The following is a 14,582-nucleotide window of genomic DNA, read 5'->3' as shown; positions in this document are numbered from 1 at the left end:
ACCTAAATCTCGCATGTCTACCAATTCCATCACAGGCGCATATTCTGTTGAAAGAGCCATAGCCGCAGAACACATTCAGTTTAGCATCGGACGGAGAAAAAGTCAATTGCACTTCCGGGGCGGGACGGGTATAATAAGAGCTGTTGATGCCGCCACAAGGAGGGAGCGATATGGCACTTGCGCCGAGGATCGCAGCTATTCAGGATATTTCGGGGTTTGGACGCTGCTCCATGACGGTGATTCTGCCGGTCTTGGCCGCCATGGGTGGGCAGTGCTGCCCCCTGCCCACCGCCTACCTGTCCGCCCACACCGCCTTTCCGGCCAGTGACCATGCCACCTTTCTGGATATGACCGGTCAGATGGCCGGTACCGCCGCCCACTGGGCGGAGTTGGGCGTAACATTTGACGCTATCTACAGCGGTTTTGTGGGTTCCGCCGGTCAGATTGCCCTTATCGAGGATTTTTACCGCCGCTTCCGTACCGGCGGCAGCCTGATTCTGGTGGACCCGGTAATGGGGGACCACGGCAAGCCCTACCGCACCTATACCCCGGACATGTGCCGGCGGATGGGGGGACTGGCGGCCCAGGCGGACGTGATTACCCCCAACCTGACGGAGGCGGCCCTGCTGTTGGGTGAACCCTATGAGAGCCGTCCCGGGGAGGAGCAGGGCCTGCGCCGCTGGCTGGAGCGGCTGAGTCTGGGCGGCGGACGCTCCGTGGTGCTCACCGGGGTCAGCCTGGGGCCGGGACAAATCGGAGCCGGTTTTTTTGACCGGACAACCGGTGAGACGGGCTTTGCCATGGCCCACCAGGAGCCGGCCCAGTATCCAGGCACCGGCGACCTGTTTGCCAGCGTGGTGCTGGGTGCGCTGCTGCGGGGTGAAACGCTGGCCCGGGCGGCCCAGCGTGGCGCGGATTTTGTCCAGCGGTGCGTGGCCCGCACGCTGGCTTTAGGTACCCCCATTCTGGAGGGCGTCCAGTTTGAGCCGCTGCTGGGTGAATTGATGACGCCGTAACAGAAGCCCCCGGTGTGCTCCGTGGACCGCCGGGGGTTTTGCTGTGCCGGAAGGGAAATTATAATTGACATATGCCGAAAACGTGGTAAAATAAATGGCATAAGCCAGAAACGGAGGGAACAGCTATGCCCCGCCCCAAAAAATGCAGGCGGATCTGCGCCCTGCCCCGGTACAGCAGCTTTGGGCCGCTGGAGGGGGAGGCGGGCGGACCGGTGGAGATGGCGCTGGAGGAGTATGAGGCGATCCGGCTCATGGATCTGCTGGGCTGCACCCAGGAGGAATGCGCCGGGCAGATGGGCGTGGCCCGCTCCACCGTGCAGCAGGTATACGACCAGGCCAGGGGAAAGCTGGCCCTGGCCCTGGTGGAAGGACGCCGGCTGGTGATCTCGGGCGGCGACTATCTGCTGTGCGGGCAGGCGGAGGAATGCGCCGGCTGGGATTGCGCCCGGCGGGACTGCGGCCGGAGGCGCTGCGGATGCGGGAGCTGTACCAGGCGAAAAAACGGAGGGAACGAACATGAAACTTGCGGTAACTTATGAAAACGGACAGGTATTTCAGCACTTTGGACACACGGAGCAGTTTAAGCTCTATGAGGTGGAGGACGGCAAGGTGGTGTCCGCCCAGGTGGTGGACACCAACGGCAGCGGCCATGGGGCGCTGGCGGGCTTTCTGGCCGCCCAGGGGGTGGAGGCCCTGATCTGCGGCGGAATTGGCGGCGGCGCCCGCAACGCTCTGGCCCAGGCGGGAATCCGGCTGTTTTCCGGGGCCGCCGGCGATGCCGATGCCCAGGTGAATGCCCTGCTGGCGGGCAGCCTGCGCTACGACCCCGATACCGTGTGCGCCCATCACCACGACCATGGGGAGGCGCACGACTGCGGCAGCCACGGCGGCGGTCACAGCTGCGGCGGCCACAGCTGCGGCTAAGGGCTATTGGTGAATATGCGCAGAAGAATTTCAAATTAGTTGTGACATTTGGCGAACTTCGTGGTATAATCAAGGCAGGAACCCGGTGCAGACCGGTTCCAGCAAGGCCCTCCCCGGAGGGCGGAAGGAGCTGAAAGCTATGAAGTTCGTGTTTACTGACAAGAAGATCAATCTGCCTAACAAGGTCCACGCCTATGCGGAGAAAAAGGTGGGCAAGTTAGACCGTTATTTTAAGGCGGACGCGGAGGCCGCCATCGTCTTCAGCGTAGAAAAGGGCCGCAACAATGTGGAGCTTACCATCCGCTCCGGCGGCACCATCATCCGGGTGGCGGAGAGTACCTCCGACATGTTTGCCACCATTGATGCCGCCGTTTCCTCTGTGGAGCGCCGGCTGCGCAAGAACAAGACCCGGCTGGAAAAGCGCCTGCGCCAGGACGCCTTTACCCGCAGCGTGGACGCCGAGGAAATCTCCTCCTTCGTGCCGGAGAGCGATGAGGAGGAGTATAAGATTGCCCGCACCAAGAAGTTCCCCATCAAGCCCATGACGGTGGACGAGGCGGTGCTCCAGATGGAGCTGGTGGGCCACACCTTCTTTGCCTTCAAGGATGTGGACCATGACGGGCGGTTCTGCGTGGTGTATAAGCGCAACGACGGGGACTACGGTCTCATCGAGGACGAGACATAATCAAATCAGGACGCGTCGGGGCGCGCCGCGAAACTCGCGGCGCGCCCCTTTTGCGCAATTTGCACCACAATCAGGGAAAATCTTTCCCGGAATCTTGGTTTGACAAACGCCGGAAATGGCTATAGAATCAGGAAACTGAATTTGATGTATGGGAGGCGGCGACGCTGTGAAGATCATCACCCAGATTGCCATTCTCTTTTCCATCTGCTGGGTCAGCCAGATTGTGGAGGCTCTGCTCCCCATTGCCATTCCCGCCAGTGTGATCGGCATGGTGCTGCTTTTGCTTCTGCTGCTGACCAGGGTGCTGCGGGTGGACCACATCCGGGAGAAATCCGACTTTCTGCTGTCCAACATGGCGTTTTTCTTTATCCCGGCAGGGGTGAGCATCATCAATTACTTTGACGTGCTGGCCGGCAGCCTGCTGCCCTTTTTGGCGGTGTGCCTGATCAGCACCGTGCTCACCTTTGCGGTGACCGCCTATACCGTGCGCCTCACCCAGGCGCTGATGAATCGGAGGAAGAAATGATGTCTGAACTGTTTGCCTCTCCCTTTTTCGGCATTGCCCTGAGTATTGTGGCCTTCCTCATCGGCGTACAGATTCGGAAAAGGACCGGGCTGGAAATTTGCAATCCCCTGCTGATCGCCATTGTGCTGGTATCCGCCCTGCTTCTCCTCTGCCGGATTCCCTATGAGGACTATAACCAGGGGGGCGCGGTGATCAATATGTTCCTGGCCCCCGCCACCGCCTGCCTGGCGGTATCCATCTACACCCGCATCCAGCTGCTGAAGGAGAACTGGCTGCCTATCCTGGCGGGCTGTACCGCCGGGTCCCTCACCTCCATGGGCAGCATCTACGGCCTGTGCCGCCTGTTCCGGCTGGACGAGGTGATAACGGCTTCCATGCTGCCCAAGTCGGTAACCACTCCCATCGCCATTGCGGTATCCCAAAGCCTGGGGGGCGTCCAGGCTGTGACGGTGGTGGCGGTGCTGGTTACCGGCATTTCAGGCAGTATTTTCGCCCCTTTCCTGGTCAGGCTGTTCCGGGTGAAGGACCCGGTGGCGGCGGGACTGGCCATCGGCGCCTGCTCCCACGCGATCGGTACCTCCAAGGCCCTGGAGCTTGGGGAGACGGAGGGAGCCATGAGCGGGCTGGCCATCGGAGTGTGCGGGATTCTCACCGTGATTGTCTCCCTGTTTTTTGTGGGATAGGCAGGCGGAGAAAACCGGCTCGGGTCATGGCCGGTGCGCCTGGCCCGGCTCCTGCGCGGTCAATGCCTGATACAGCTTCATCAGCTCCGCCACGCAGGAGGCCTCGGTGGTGGTTTTGATGTCGAAACCGTAGGCCCGCATCACGGCTTTGTCATTCTGCTGATGGGCCTTGCGCAGCTCCGGGGGCATGGTCCGCTCGTCATAGAGGTCGGCCAGGCTGGAGTCGGGATACAGGGCGCGGGCGTCCAGAATGGCCTGGGCGGTCTGCTCGATCTTGGCCTTCTGCTCCTCGGTAGGGGTGGGCCAGGGGAAGTTGTTGTAGACCACATCTTTGGAATAGCGATAATCACTTTTTAGGCGTCCACAGACTGCTCGCATCCACGCCATATGGACATTAGAGGTCAGGACCCCGAAGTGGTAAAGGGTTGCATCGGGAATGATTTGTACCAGATTTGAGGCAATAGTTTCTTTGTTCATAAAGCCCATGGGGACATAACGCCTTTTCTCAGAGGACACTCCTGGGATAATGATATAGTCAGTGTCCGGCTGCGCAATCTGGCAGAACAACGCAGGTGTTTCCGCGAACTTTCTTGTGGCTGCCGCTTTGCTGTTTGCACGAAATACACGAACAGCTTCAATTCTCCGCATAACCTCTTTACAAGTGCGCAATTCGCCAGGTGCAGCATTTATCAGCCAGAGGCAGTATCTCTTCTTGTTGTTGATAAACTCTTCTGCGCCCAGATACAAGCGAATCCATTTTATACAAATTGGTTCTTCTGCAATCAGAGCATCTTTCTCCTCCTCACTTAGTACAAAGCCGCCGCCGTCCCGTGGCATGCTGCCAAATCTCATTTTAGGTACACTGCATAATGGCGTACTCCGATTGTCAATAAAGATGTTTTCAGCACCTAAAAGATAACCGTTAATATTATCAACTTCTATGGGACGCTCCGAAGTGAAGATCACTTTTTTTAGACGGCTGGGGGCCACGCTAAAGCCAACAATAATGCAGTGAACGTGTGCCTTTAGCTTGGCCTCACTGTCCCAGCGGAAGGTCCTGTGGGCAAAATCAATATGAATATGTTTTGCAAACAGAGGCTCCCACACAGAGGCGACGGATTGTCCCTGGCATATTGAGTTAGTCGAAACAAAGGCACACCTAATGGAAGTTTCCTGAATAAATCTTGCCGCTTTTGCATACCATCCGGCAACGTAGTCAACTTCGCCTACTTTTTTGCACTCTGGAAACGCCGATGCCAGTTCGTCATGTTGTGCTCTTGTCATCATCATGCCACCCACAAACGGCGGATTACCCATGATGTAATTCAGCTTATGCTTTGACACCACGGTTTCCCAGTCCAGCCGCAGGGCGTTGCCCTCCACGATGTTGGCATAGGATTTCAGCGGGAGGAAGTCCAGGGACGCATGCACGATGTCCTCGGTCTCTTTCATCATCTGACTTTCCGCGATCCACAGGGCCGTCTTGGCCACGGTCACGGCAAAGTCGTTGAGCTCGATGCCGTAGAACTGGCCGATGGTAACCTGAATGGGGGCCGCCACGTCGCCTAGCATGATCTGATCGGAAAGGGAGCGCAGGACCTCGTTTTCCAGCTTGCGCAGAGAGAGATAGGTCTCGGTCAGAAAATTGCCGGAGCCGCAGGCGGGGTCCAGGAAGTTCAGCCCCGCCAGTTTCTGCTGAAAGGTTTTCAGGCGGCGTTTCCGGGTGGTCTCCACGGAGATAGCCTGAATTTCCGCCAGTTCCGCCCTCAGATCATCCAGGAACAGCGGATCAATTACCTTGTGGATGTTCTCAATGCTGGTATAGTGCATCCCGCCGGAACGCCGGGTCTCCGGATTCAGGGTGCTTTCAAACACGGCGCCGAAAATGGTGGGACTAATGGCCGACCAGTCAAAGTCCTCGCTTGCCCGGCGGAGAATCAGGTCTATGATGGCCGCGTCCAGCCGGGGGATCAGAATGTGCTCGTCGGCAAACAGCCCGCCGTTGACATACGGGAATGCGGCCAGGTCGTCGTCCATATAGGGGTCCCGGTCCTCCGGCTTGGTGTCCAGCACCTGGAACAGGTCAATCAGGGCGCGGCGGGCGTCGCTCTGGTGGCGCTGCATATAGTTGTGGAATTTGCCGTGGCCGCCGAAAACTCCCGAGTCCTCGGCGTACAGACAGAATACCAGCCGGACGCACAGGGCGTTCAGACTTTTCAGCGTCTCCGGAGATTCCGGGTCTTTGTACTGTTTCAAGAGGGCATCGTACAGAACACCCACAATCTCCCCGGCCTGTAGGGAGACCTCCATCTCCTTTTTAATCGCCTTATCCCCGGTGTCCACCAGAAAGTTCAGACGGTGATACTCCTTCTCCAGATCGGCCAGTGCCACCACTTCCGGCGCATCGTTGGGGCGGTTCATGTCGTGGATATGGAACTGCCTGAAATTGCACACCACGATCCAGCGGGGGTTTCTGTCGTGGGGCAGATAGCCCGCGTAGCGGCGGGCCTGCTGATAAGGGGTCAGGATAGAGCCGTCGGACTGCTTGCAGCCCCGCCGCAGGTCAATATCTGCGCCCTTCTGCTCGATGAGGACGCGGGTTTCCTTGATGTATCCGTCAATGAAGCTGATATGGTCCAGCTTCACAGGCAGCTCAAATTCAATGGCCTTTTCCGGCTCCGCCACGCCGTAGACATTCCGAAGCAGATCCATCCAGAAACGCTGGGTCTCCTGCTTTTCGTCCCCACGGCCTGTCCAATATCTGGTGAACTCTTTTGCCGCCGCCCGCTGCTGTACGTCTGTCATGGCATCCGATCCTCCTGGACACTGATTTGCTGATTTTATTCAGCATAGCATAAACCGGCTGTTTTTTCCAGACGCTGCTTGGGTAAAAAAGATGGGAGCCGCTGAGCTCCCATCTTTTTTCGTTATTCCAGGGGAAAGACCTGAGGCCCGTCCTCCGGCGGGGGAAGCGCGGTGCCGTTGACCAGCGCGGCCAGGTCGGAGGGGGCCACCCCCCTTACGCTCCAGGTCACCGCTACGGTGGAGCCGTCCACCTGGGGATAGTGGATGGTGAAGGCATCATACCGCCAGCCGGGGTTGTCCCCCCGGTCGTAGTCTGTAAAATAGTCCACATAGTATCCATATTCCTCCAGGGCGGCGGCGGTGACCTCATCGGGCTGGAAATCAGGGGCCAGGAGGCTGGCGGAGGCGGGGAAACGGGTGACGCCGATGGAGATGGAGTCGTTACCCCGGGTGAACAGGATGGAAAGCGTGCTCTGGTCCACATTCCAACTCCGGCCGGCGCTGGCAAAGGTGAAGCCGTGGGGCAGCACCTCCGGATCGGGGAAGAAGATGGACATCTCTTCCTCATAGGCTTCCTCTTGGGTCAGCTGGCGGTCGCCGGAGACGGTGGCGGTACCCAGATCCAAAAACCCCTCCCCGTTGGTGCGGGAGACCAGATGCTCCGTGGTAAAGCCGTCATATCCATACTGGGCCAGCACGCATGCCAGCCAGCTGGCGGGGTCGGAATCGGAACCGGCGGCGGTGAAGCTCACCCCCAGGTCCTTATACTGGAAGTCCACATGATAGGTGTATTCGTCCAGGCCGTCCCCGTCAGAGTCACAGCAGGTGGACCAGCTGGTGACGGTCAGGCCGTTGATGTCCTCGGTGACGGCGTCGGTATAGCTGGGGCTGAGCAGAGGATATTGCCCCGGCCACAGGGTGAGGGTAAATTCGGTCTCCCCCTGAACGCCGTGGATGGAGGCGTTCCAAACGGAGCCGTCTCCGGTGTAGCTCACCAGACCGTCCAGACTGAAGCCGGTCCAGCACAGCACCCAGGGTACCTCGTCCGTTCCGCCCAGGGTAGCGATGATGTCCTGGGCGGTCATCCGCTCCATAAACCAGCCCTCCGGTGGGCCGTAGTCCACCAGCATGGCCCCCGAGTTGGTGCAGTCGGGGAAGGCCAGGCCGGTGACGTTGAAGAAGCCGTGGGGCTGGTTCTGGAAGGGGTCCTCCACCATCAGAGTGTGCTCCGTGCCAGGCTCCGGCGGGAGGCTTTCCTCTGTGGCCGGGGTGGCGGCTACTCCGGCGGTGGGGGAGAGGCTCTGGCGGACGGTGTCCGCCTCCCAGGGCCGCCCCAGGCCCACCGCCGCCAGCAGGCAGCAGGCGGCGGCCAGGGCGAAGGCCGGGGCGTACCGGCTCTTCCGGCGGCGGGGAGGCTCCCCGGCCAGCAGCTTTTCGTGGAGGCCGGCGGGGGCGGTGATGCGGTCCATATAGTTCCGATAGCGGTTCATTCCCATTCTCCTTTCAGCAGCTGGCGCAGCTTGTCCCTGGCCCGTGCCAGCCGGGAGCGGACGGTCCCCTCCCGCCAGCCGGTCATGGCGGCAATCTCGGCGGTCTGATAGCCCTCGTAATAGTAGAGGTGGAGCACCGTCCGGTCCTTGGGAGGCAGGGACTGGATGACCTCCAGTACCGCCTGCTCCGACCGATCGGCGGCGGGGTAGCTGTCCAGCAGGGGGGCGGCGCGGCGGCGCCAGGGGGCGCGCAGGCGGCTTTTGCAGTTGTTGACCGCCACCTTCAGCAGCCAGGCCCGCTCATGGGCGGGGCTTTCAAAAAGGGGGGCCTTTTCCCACAGGCGCAGGAAGGTATCCTGTACCACGTCCTCCGCCTCCTGGGGGTCCCCCAGAATGGCCAGGGCGGCGCGGTACAGGGTGTTCTCATAGGTGCGGATTACAGATTCCAACCGGTTGGATTCCGTCATCTTCCTCCCTCCTTCACCCTTAATACGCCGGAGCGGCGGGAAATGCTCCGCTGAGCCGGAAAAATTTTGGAAGATTGCCACGGGACTTTTGGCGTGATACAATGGGGCCATTGACGAAAGGAGAGGTGTGCCATGAGCGTACAGGCACTGATGGACTTTATAGAGAACAGCCCCAGCCCCTACCACGCCGCGGCCCAGGCCGCCAGGCGGCTGGAGGCGGCGGGCTTTGCCCCCCTTGCGGAGTGCCGCCGGTGGGAGGTGGAGCCGGGGCGGGGCTACTACGTCACCCGGAACCAGAGCAGTCTCATCGCCTTCCGGCTGCCGGCGGGAAAGCCGGAGGGGTGGCTGCTTACCGCCGCCCACAGTGACTCCCCCACCTTCGCGGTGAAAAATGACGCCCTGGAGGGGGACGACCGCTATCTCCGCCTGGCGGTGGAGGGGTACGGCGGGATGAACCGGGCCACCTGGCTGGACCGGCCCCTCACCGTGGCGGGCCGGGTGCTGGTGCGCACGGCGGAGGGGGCGGAGAGCAGGCTGGTCTATCTGGACCGGGACCTGCTCACCATTCCCAGCCTGGCCATCCACATGCAGCGGGACGTGAACAAAAACCACGACTACAACCCCCAGAAGGACATGCAGCCCCTGTACGGCCTGACGGGGAGCCGGTCTCTTACCCGCCTGCTGGCGGAAGAGCTGAAGGTGGAGCAGCAGGCCCTGCTGGCCTGGGATCTGGTGCTCTGTCCCCGGCAGAAGCCGGTGGTGCTGGGGGCGGAGGGGGAGCTGTTCCAGGCCCCCCGCATCGACGATCTGGGCTGCGCCTGGGCCTGCCTGGAGGGCCTGCTTTCCGCCGGCGGGCAGGAGAAGCTGGGACAAGTCTACTGCCTCTTCGACAATGAGGAGGTGGGCAGCGGAACCAGGCAGGGCGCCCTGAGCACCTTCCTGCCCGACGTGCTGGAGCGCCTGGCCTGCTGCCTGGGTATGGACGGACAGGAGCGGCGGATGGCCCTGGCGGGGAGCATGCTTTTAAGCGCCGACAACGGCCACGCCGTCCACCCCAACTTTACCGAAAAGGCCGACCCGGCCAACCGGGTCTATCCCAACGGGGGCGTGGTGGTGAAATACTCCGCCAACCAGAAGTATACCACAAACGCCCTCACCGCGGGGGTATTCAAGGCCATTTGCAGACGGGCGGGGGTGCCGGTGCAGACCTTTGCCAACCGGGCCGACGAGCCCGGCGGCTCCACCCTGGGTAACCTGCTGGGCCAGCAGGTAAGTATCCCCATGGTGGACATCGGCATGGCCCAGCTGGCCATGCACGCCGCCGTGGAGACCGCCGGCAGCCGGGACCCGGACTATCTGGCCAGGGCCTGCGCCGCCTTTTATGAGTGCCGGCTGGTGCAGCGGGAGGATGGGAAGTATTCCCTCTGAAACAGGCGGGAAGGATTGAAAAAAGCGGAGCTTTGTGATATTTTAATAAGTTAGAGTACACAGACAGGGAGGACGGCACATGGGTGTGGATAGACGGATCATCGCCGGGCTGTTGGCTGGGCTGCTGGCGCTGGGCATCTCCGGCTGCCGCCAGGCGGGGGAGACGCCCGCCGGTGCGCCGGAGGGACTGGACGCAACCCAGCCTGCCGATCTCACCGCCGGGGTGCTCCACGGCGGCGAGGACGGGGTCTGGCAGGACACCCTGAGCCACCTCTCCTACAGCTCCCTGGCCAACCTGACTGCGCTGGAGGGGGAGACGGCGGCGGAGCTTGCGGCGTGCGACATGCTCATCGCGGACCCCTCCCTGCTGGAGGAGGCGGACTGGGCGGAGACCAGGCAGGCGCTGATGGACTATGCGCGGGCCGGCGGCCTGCTGGTGCTGGACAACTGCTTCTGGGACCAGTTCCCGGCGGAGTTTCTGGGCATCTCCGGAGGCGGCGCTCTGGAGGGGCTGCCGGCGGAGCTGGCCTGGCCGGAGGTGGAGGACAATCTCACGGAATTCCAGCAGCTGCTCCGGGATTTTGCCGCCCTCTATCCCAGCTACTATAACGCTGAAACCCTGGCGGGCATGGACTATGGCTGGGGCTTCACCCCCACCACCGCCCGGGCCATTGCCCTCCAGGGGGAGCTGGCCCTCTACACCCTCAACGACGTGGGGGAGGGGCAGGTGCTGCTCACCAACCCCATGTTGCCCAACCGCTACTCCATTACCTCCCCCAGCCTGACGGCCAGCAGGGCGGAGCAGGAGCCTTTTGCCAACACCTCCAACAGCGCCAACCGGCTGTTTTACGGCAAGCTGCTGGCGTACCAGTCCATGGAGAAGTACGGTTATGCCCTGGAGCGGGTGTATGGCCCCTTCGCCACCAACCCCGCCGCCTGGGAGCTCCACTATGAGGAAATTACCGCCATCCGGGAGGGCTCGGCCTATCAGTTCGCCCAGCTGGCGGAGGAGGCGGGGCAGATTCCCTCCTTCACCCTGGTGCGGGACGCCTACTGGTGGCTGCTGCGGGCGGAGAGCGTCACCTATCTGGTGAACCAGAGCCAGACGGGGCTGGATTACGACTTGGACGAGGTGGAGGGCATCTACTCCTCCGGCACCCATGTGGTGTGCGGCGGCGACTGGCTCAGCCAGGTGTGGGTGGAGAACACCATCAGCTATTTCAGCGATGAGGGCGGCTACACCCAGCGGGCCTACCCCACCATCGGGGACGTGGACGGGGACGGGGCCGACGAGCTGCTGTGCGGCAGCGGCGACGGCCGGTTTTACTGCTATGAGCTGCTGGACAACGACGCCCGCTTTAGCGTGGAGGAGCCGGTCTTCCTCACCGATGAGGCAGGAGAACCCCTGTTGGTGTCCGGCGGCCACTCCGCCCCCGCCATCCTGGATGTGGACGGGGACGGCGTCCCAGACGTCATCTCCGGGGCGGGAGACGGAAAGCTCTACTGGCTCCGGGGGGTGGGCGGCCTCACCTTTGAGGCGCCCCGGCTGCTGCTGGAGCCGGGCATGGGCCAGGTGCAGACCTTTCCGGAGACCGCCGACATGGACGGGGACGGGGCTGCCGATCTGCTGGTGGGCTCCGCCGGCGGCGGGCTGGCCCTTTACAGAGGCAGAGCCGGCGGCGGCTTCGGAGACAAACAGAGCATTGCCCTTCCCCAGGAGCTGACGGACTGGGCGGCCCCCTGCGCCGTGGATTTGAACGGGGACGGCACCCTGGATATTGCCCTGGGTACCTTCCACGGCTATGTGGCCCGGCTGGAGCGGCAGGGGAACGGCTACACCTTTACCGGCTACTTCCAGGGAGACGAGGAGAACTACAAGGGCAACACCAACCTGAAATTCGGCAACAACTGCAAGCCGGTGTTTTACGATGTCAACGGGGACGGCGCTTTGGACCTGATCTGCGGCCAGCTGGAGTACGGCCTGCCCTGCCCCATCGACTCGGAGTACTTCCCCTTCCGGGAGCAGCTCCAGGAGCAGGTGGACTGGATGGAGGAGAAGAACTACTACCTGGGTGTCCACTCTCTCACCCACTGGTACGCCTCGGAGGCATACGAGCAGCGGGAGTTTGCCCGCAGCATGGAGGCCCTGGCCTCCTACGGGGTGGATTTGAGCCGGGTTGGTACCAACCAGCACACCTGGCACACCAGCGTGTACGGCCCCGCCCAGACCTTCCTGGCCCAGTATGACAACGGAATGCTGTGGAATTCCGGGGCGGAGATGCCCTGCTCCGCCGCCACCCCCCAGACGGCGGCGGAAAATGTGCTCTCCCTGCCCTTCTTCCTGGAGGAGGACGGGACGCCCACCATGCTGATGCTCAATGCCTCCACCCTGTTTTACAAAGGAGAGGACTGGCAGAGCATCACCGCCCGGTACGGTACGCCGGTGCTGCTCTACTACCACTGTGACTGGATCTACCGGGACGACGCCGAGGCCGGACGGGCGGTCCAGGCCATGTCCGACTTTATGGACGCCTACGGCTATACCTGCATCCGGGAGGACCAGCTGGCCTACGCCTCCGCCGCCGCGGTCAACACGGCGGTGACCGCCGGGGTGGATGCGCAGACGGGGGCCATTTGCCTGTCCGCCTCCCCCGTGGATACCGGCCTGGCCATGTATGATGAGCGCTACCAGAGCGCCGTGGGGGTGAAGCTCACCTTCGGGGCGGGATATGCCGCTGCCGACTACACCACCGACGCCTCGGTGTGGCGGCAGGAGGGCAACAGCCTCTACCTCTCCCTAGACAGGGAGACCACCGTCTGGAAGGAAACGCGGGAGGGAACCTGCCTGCGGCTGGTGAATCTCCCCGCCGGCCTGAGCTGGGAGGGGGATACCCTGACCATCGACTTTGCCCAGGGCGGGCTGATGGAAGTGGTGGTGGAGGGCAGCGTATCCACTCCGTCCCAGGGCTGGACCATGACCCGGGAGGGGGAGCGGACCACTTTCACCAAGCGGGGAGACCCGGACAAGCTGGTGCTCCACTTCTGGGAATAAAAACTGCGCAGATAGAGGGTATGAGACAATGAACAATTCAGCCATCCGCCTGCTGGAGGAAGCGGCAAGCCGCTGGCCCCAGCGGGTCTATGTGGAAGAAGAGGAGGGCAGCGCCACCTACGGCGCCATGCTGGAGCGGGCCAGGACCATCGGCACCGCCCTGCTGGGGGACCGGCGGCCGGTGGTGGTCTACCTGCCCAAGAGCATCGACGCCCTGGCGGTGTTTTTCGGGGCCATGTGCGCCGGGCGGCCTTACGCCCCGGTGGACGCCCACATCCCCATGGCCCGGCTGGAGAAGATTGTGGAGAGCCTCCGCCCGGCCTATGTGGTGACCCATGAGGCCCTGCTGCCCAACCTGGAGGGTGCGGAGCTGGGAGACGCCAAGCCAGTGCTGCTCTCCCAGCTGGAGGGAACGGCGGCGGACGCGGGAGCGGTGGAGGCGGCCGTCTCCGCCGTCATCGACACCGACCCCATCTATGTGATGTACACCTCCGGCTCCACCGGCACCCCCAAGGGGGTAACCATTCCCCACCGGGGAATTCTGGACTACGCCGACTGGGTGAAGAATACCTTTGCCTTTGACGAGACCACCGTCATGGCCAATCAGGCCCCCTTCTATTTTGACAACTCCACCTTCGATATCTACGGCACCCTGCGGTGCGGCGGCAGGCTGCTGCTCACCCCGGAGAGCCTGTTCCTCTTCCCCCTGAAGCTGCCGGAGTATCTGGCGGCCCACCACGTCACCTCCATCTTTTGGGTACCCACGGTGATGATCAACGTGGCCAACGCCGGCGCTCTGGAGGGACACCCCCTGCCGGAGCTGAAAAACGTGGCCTTCTGCGGGGAGGTCATGCCCAACACCCAGCTGAACATCTGGCGCCGCGCCCTGCCCCACTGCGCCTACGCCAATCTGTACGGACCCACGGAGATTACCGACGTGTGCTGCTACTACAAGGTGGACCGGCCCTTTGACAACCACGAGAGCCTGCCCATCGGCAGGGCCTGTGAAAATATGCGGGTGCATATCCTCACCGACGACGGCCGGGAGGCCGCCCCCGGGGAGACCGGAGAGCTGTGCGTGCTGGGCAGCGGCGTGGCCCTGGGCTACTGGAACAATCCGGAGCAGACAAAGAAGGCCTTCTGCCTTAACCCCCTCAGCCCCGCCTTCCCGGAGCGGATGTACCGCACCGGGGATTTGGCCCAGTGGGGGGAGGATGGACTCATCCGCTTCCTGGGCCGGAAGGACAGCCAGATCAAGCTCAAGGGCAACCGCATTGAGCTGGGGGAGATTGAGGCGGGGGCCATGTGCATCCCAGGGGTGGAGAACGCCTGCGCCATCTTCGACGCCCCGGCCGAGCGCATCGTCCTCTTTGTGGAGGGCGGTCAGGGGATGACACTGCGCAGGCTCAACCTCCAGCTCAAGCAGTATATTCCCCAGTACATGCTGCCGGGGAAGCTGGTGTGCATGGACAAGCTGCCCCACACCGCCAACGACAAGATTGACCG

The 14,582-nt window shown here is 62.3% G+C and carries 12 protein-coding genes; 9 read left to right on the top strand and 3 right to left on the bottom strand.

Going from position 1 to position 14,582, the window contains the following annotated elements:
- Positions 1–170: 170 nt before the first annotated feature.
- The 6 genes from Q0J74_RS06645 (at position 171) to Q0J74_RS06620 (ending at position 3,834) form a co-directional block, all read left to right on the top strand.
- Entirely contained in the window at positions 171–1,016 is an 846-nt protein-coding gene (locus Q0J74_RS06645; RefSeq protein ID WP_297212478.1) for a pyridoxamine kinase, read from the top strand.
- Between the two features lie 125 nt (positions 1,017–1,141).
- Positions 1,142–1,555, top strand: coding sequence for a DUF134 domain-containing protein (locus tag Q0J74_RS06640; protein WP_297212475.1), 414 nt, complete (start codon positions 1,142–1,144; stop codon positions 1,553–1,555).
- A complete protein-coding gene (locus tag Q0J74_RS06635) occupies positions 1,533–1,940 on the top strand; it encodes a NifB/NifX family molybdenum-iron cluster-binding protein (protein ID WP_297212472.1) in 408 nt (135 codons plus the stop codon). Before Q0J74_RS06640 ends, Q0J74_RS06635 begins: the two co-directional genes overlap by 23 nt.
- Before the next feature lie 139 nt (positions 1,941–2,079).
- Entirely contained in the window at positions 2,080–2,625 is a 546-nt protein-coding gene (raiA, locus tag Q0J74_RS06630; RefSeq protein ID WP_297212469.1) for a ribosome hibernation-promoting factor, HPF/YfiA family, read from the top strand.
- A 166-nt stretch (positions 2,626–2,791) separates the two neighbouring features.
- Positions 2,792–3,151 (top strand): CidA/LrgA family protein, encoded by a 360-nt coding sequence (locus Q0J74_RS06625; protein WP_297212466.1) that lies wholly within the window; start codon positions 2,792–2,794, stop codon positions 3,149–3,151.
- A complete protein-coding gene (locus Q0J74_RS06620) occupies positions 3,151–3,834 on the top strand; it encodes an LrgB family protein (RefSeq protein WP_297212462.1) in 684 nt (227 codons plus the stop codon). The genes Q0J74_RS06625 and Q0J74_RS06620 overlap by 1 nt, the downstream gene beginning before the upstream one ends.
- Before the next feature lie 24 nt (positions 3,835–3,858).
- On the opposite strand, the gene Q0J74_RS06615 is transcribed toward Q0J74_RS06620, so the two are convergent.
- From Q0J74_RS06615 to Q0J74_RS06605, 3 genes are all read right to left on the bottom strand, one after another.
- Positions 3,859–6,639 (bottom strand): DNA methyltransferase, encoded by a 2,781-nt coding sequence (locus Q0J74_RS06615; RefSeq protein WP_297212458.1) that lies wholly within the window; start codon positions 6,637–6,639, stop codon positions 3,859–3,861.
- Between the two features lie 122 nt (positions 6,640–6,761).
- A complete protein-coding gene (locus tag Q0J74_RS06610) occupies positions 6,762–8,129 on the bottom strand; it encodes a hypothetical protein (RefSeq protein WP_297212454.1) in 1,368 nt (455 codons plus the stop codon).
- Positions 8,126–8,596, bottom strand: coding sequence for an RNA polymerase sigma factor (locus tag Q0J74_RS06605; RefSeq protein ID WP_297212451.1), 471 nt, complete (start codon positions 8,594–8,596; stop codon positions 8,126–8,128). Before Q0J74_RS06605 ends, Q0J74_RS06610 begins: the two co-directional genes overlap by 4 nt.
- A 132-nt stretch (positions 8,597–8,728) precedes the next feature.
- On the opposite strand from Q0J74_RS06605, the gene Q0J74_RS06600 reads away from it, so the two are divergent.
- From Q0J74_RS06600 to Q0J74_RS06590, 3 genes are all read left to right on the top strand, one after another.
- Positions 8,729–10,024 carry a M18 family aminopeptidase gene (locus Q0J74_RS06600; protein WP_297212450.1) on the top strand — a complete coding sequence of 432 codons (1,296 nt, stop codon included), beginning with the start codon at positions 8,729–8,731 and terminating at the stop codon, positions 10,022–10,024.
- A gap of 79 nt (positions 10,025–10,103) precedes the next feature.
- The gene (locus Q0J74_RS06595; protein WP_297212448.1) at positions 10,104–13,076 is read left to right on the top strand and encodes an FG-GAP repeat domain-containing protein; all 2,973 of its coding nucleotides are present in this window, start codon (positions 10,104–10,106) and stop codon (positions 13,074–13,076) included.
- Positions 13,077–13,104: 28 nt separating this feature from the next.
- The coding region (locus Q0J74_RS06590; protein WP_297212446.1) for an amino acid adenylation domain-containing protein at positions 13,105–14,582 on the top strand (1,478 nt) is incomplete at its 3' end.

The organism is uncultured Flavonifractor sp., assembly GCF_944387675.1.
GTDB lineage: Bacteria > Bacillota > Clostridia > Oscillospirales > Oscillospiraceae > Flavonifractor.
This window is presented reverse-complemented; position numbering and strand designations above follow the sequence as displayed.

What these genes read in the sequence shown, in the direction of transcription:
- Q0J74_RS06645 (WP_297212478.1), top strand. Translation starts at nt 171, where the DNA reads ATGGCACTTGCGCCGAGGATCGCAGCTATTCAGGATATTTCGGGGTTT.
- Q0J74_RS06640 (WP_297212475.1), top strand. Translation starts at nt 1,142, where the DNA reads ATGCCCCGCCCCAAAAAATGCAGGCGGATCTGCGCCCTGCCCCGGTAC.
- Q0J74_RS06635 (WP_297212472.1), top strand. Translation starts at nt 1,533, where the DNA reads ATGAAACTTGCGGTAACTTATGAAAACGGACAGGTATTTCAGCACTTT.
- raiA (WP_297212469.1), top strand. Translation starts at nt 2,080, where the DNA reads ATGAAGTTCGTGTTTACTGACAAGAAGATCAATCTGCCTAACAAGGTC.
- Q0J74_RS06620 (WP_297212462.1), top strand. Translation starts at nt 3,151, where the DNA reads ATGTCTGAACTGTTTGCCTCTCCCTTTTTCGGCATTGCCCTGAGTATT.
- Q0J74_RS06615 (WP_297212458.1), bottom strand. Translation starts at nt 6,639, where the DNA reads ATGACAGACGTACAGCAGCGGGCGGCGGCAAAAGAGTTCACCAGATAT.
- Q0J74_RS06610 (WP_297212454.1), bottom strand. Translation starts at nt 8,129, where the DNA reads ATGAACCGCTATCGGAACTATATGGACCGCATCACCGCCCCCGCCGGC.
- Q0J74_RS06605 (WP_297212451.1), bottom strand. Translation starts at nt 8,596, where the DNA reads ATGACGGAATCCAACCGGTTGGAATCTGTAATCCGCACCTATGAGAAC.
- Q0J74_RS06600 (WP_297212450.1), top strand. Translation starts at nt 8,729, where the DNA reads ATGAGCGTACAGGCACTGATGGACTTTATAGAGAACAGCCCCAGCCCC.
- Q0J74_RS06595 (WP_297212448.1), top strand. Translation starts at nt 10,104, where the DNA reads ATGGGTGTGGATAGACGGATCATCGCCGGGCTGTTGGCTGGGCTGCTG.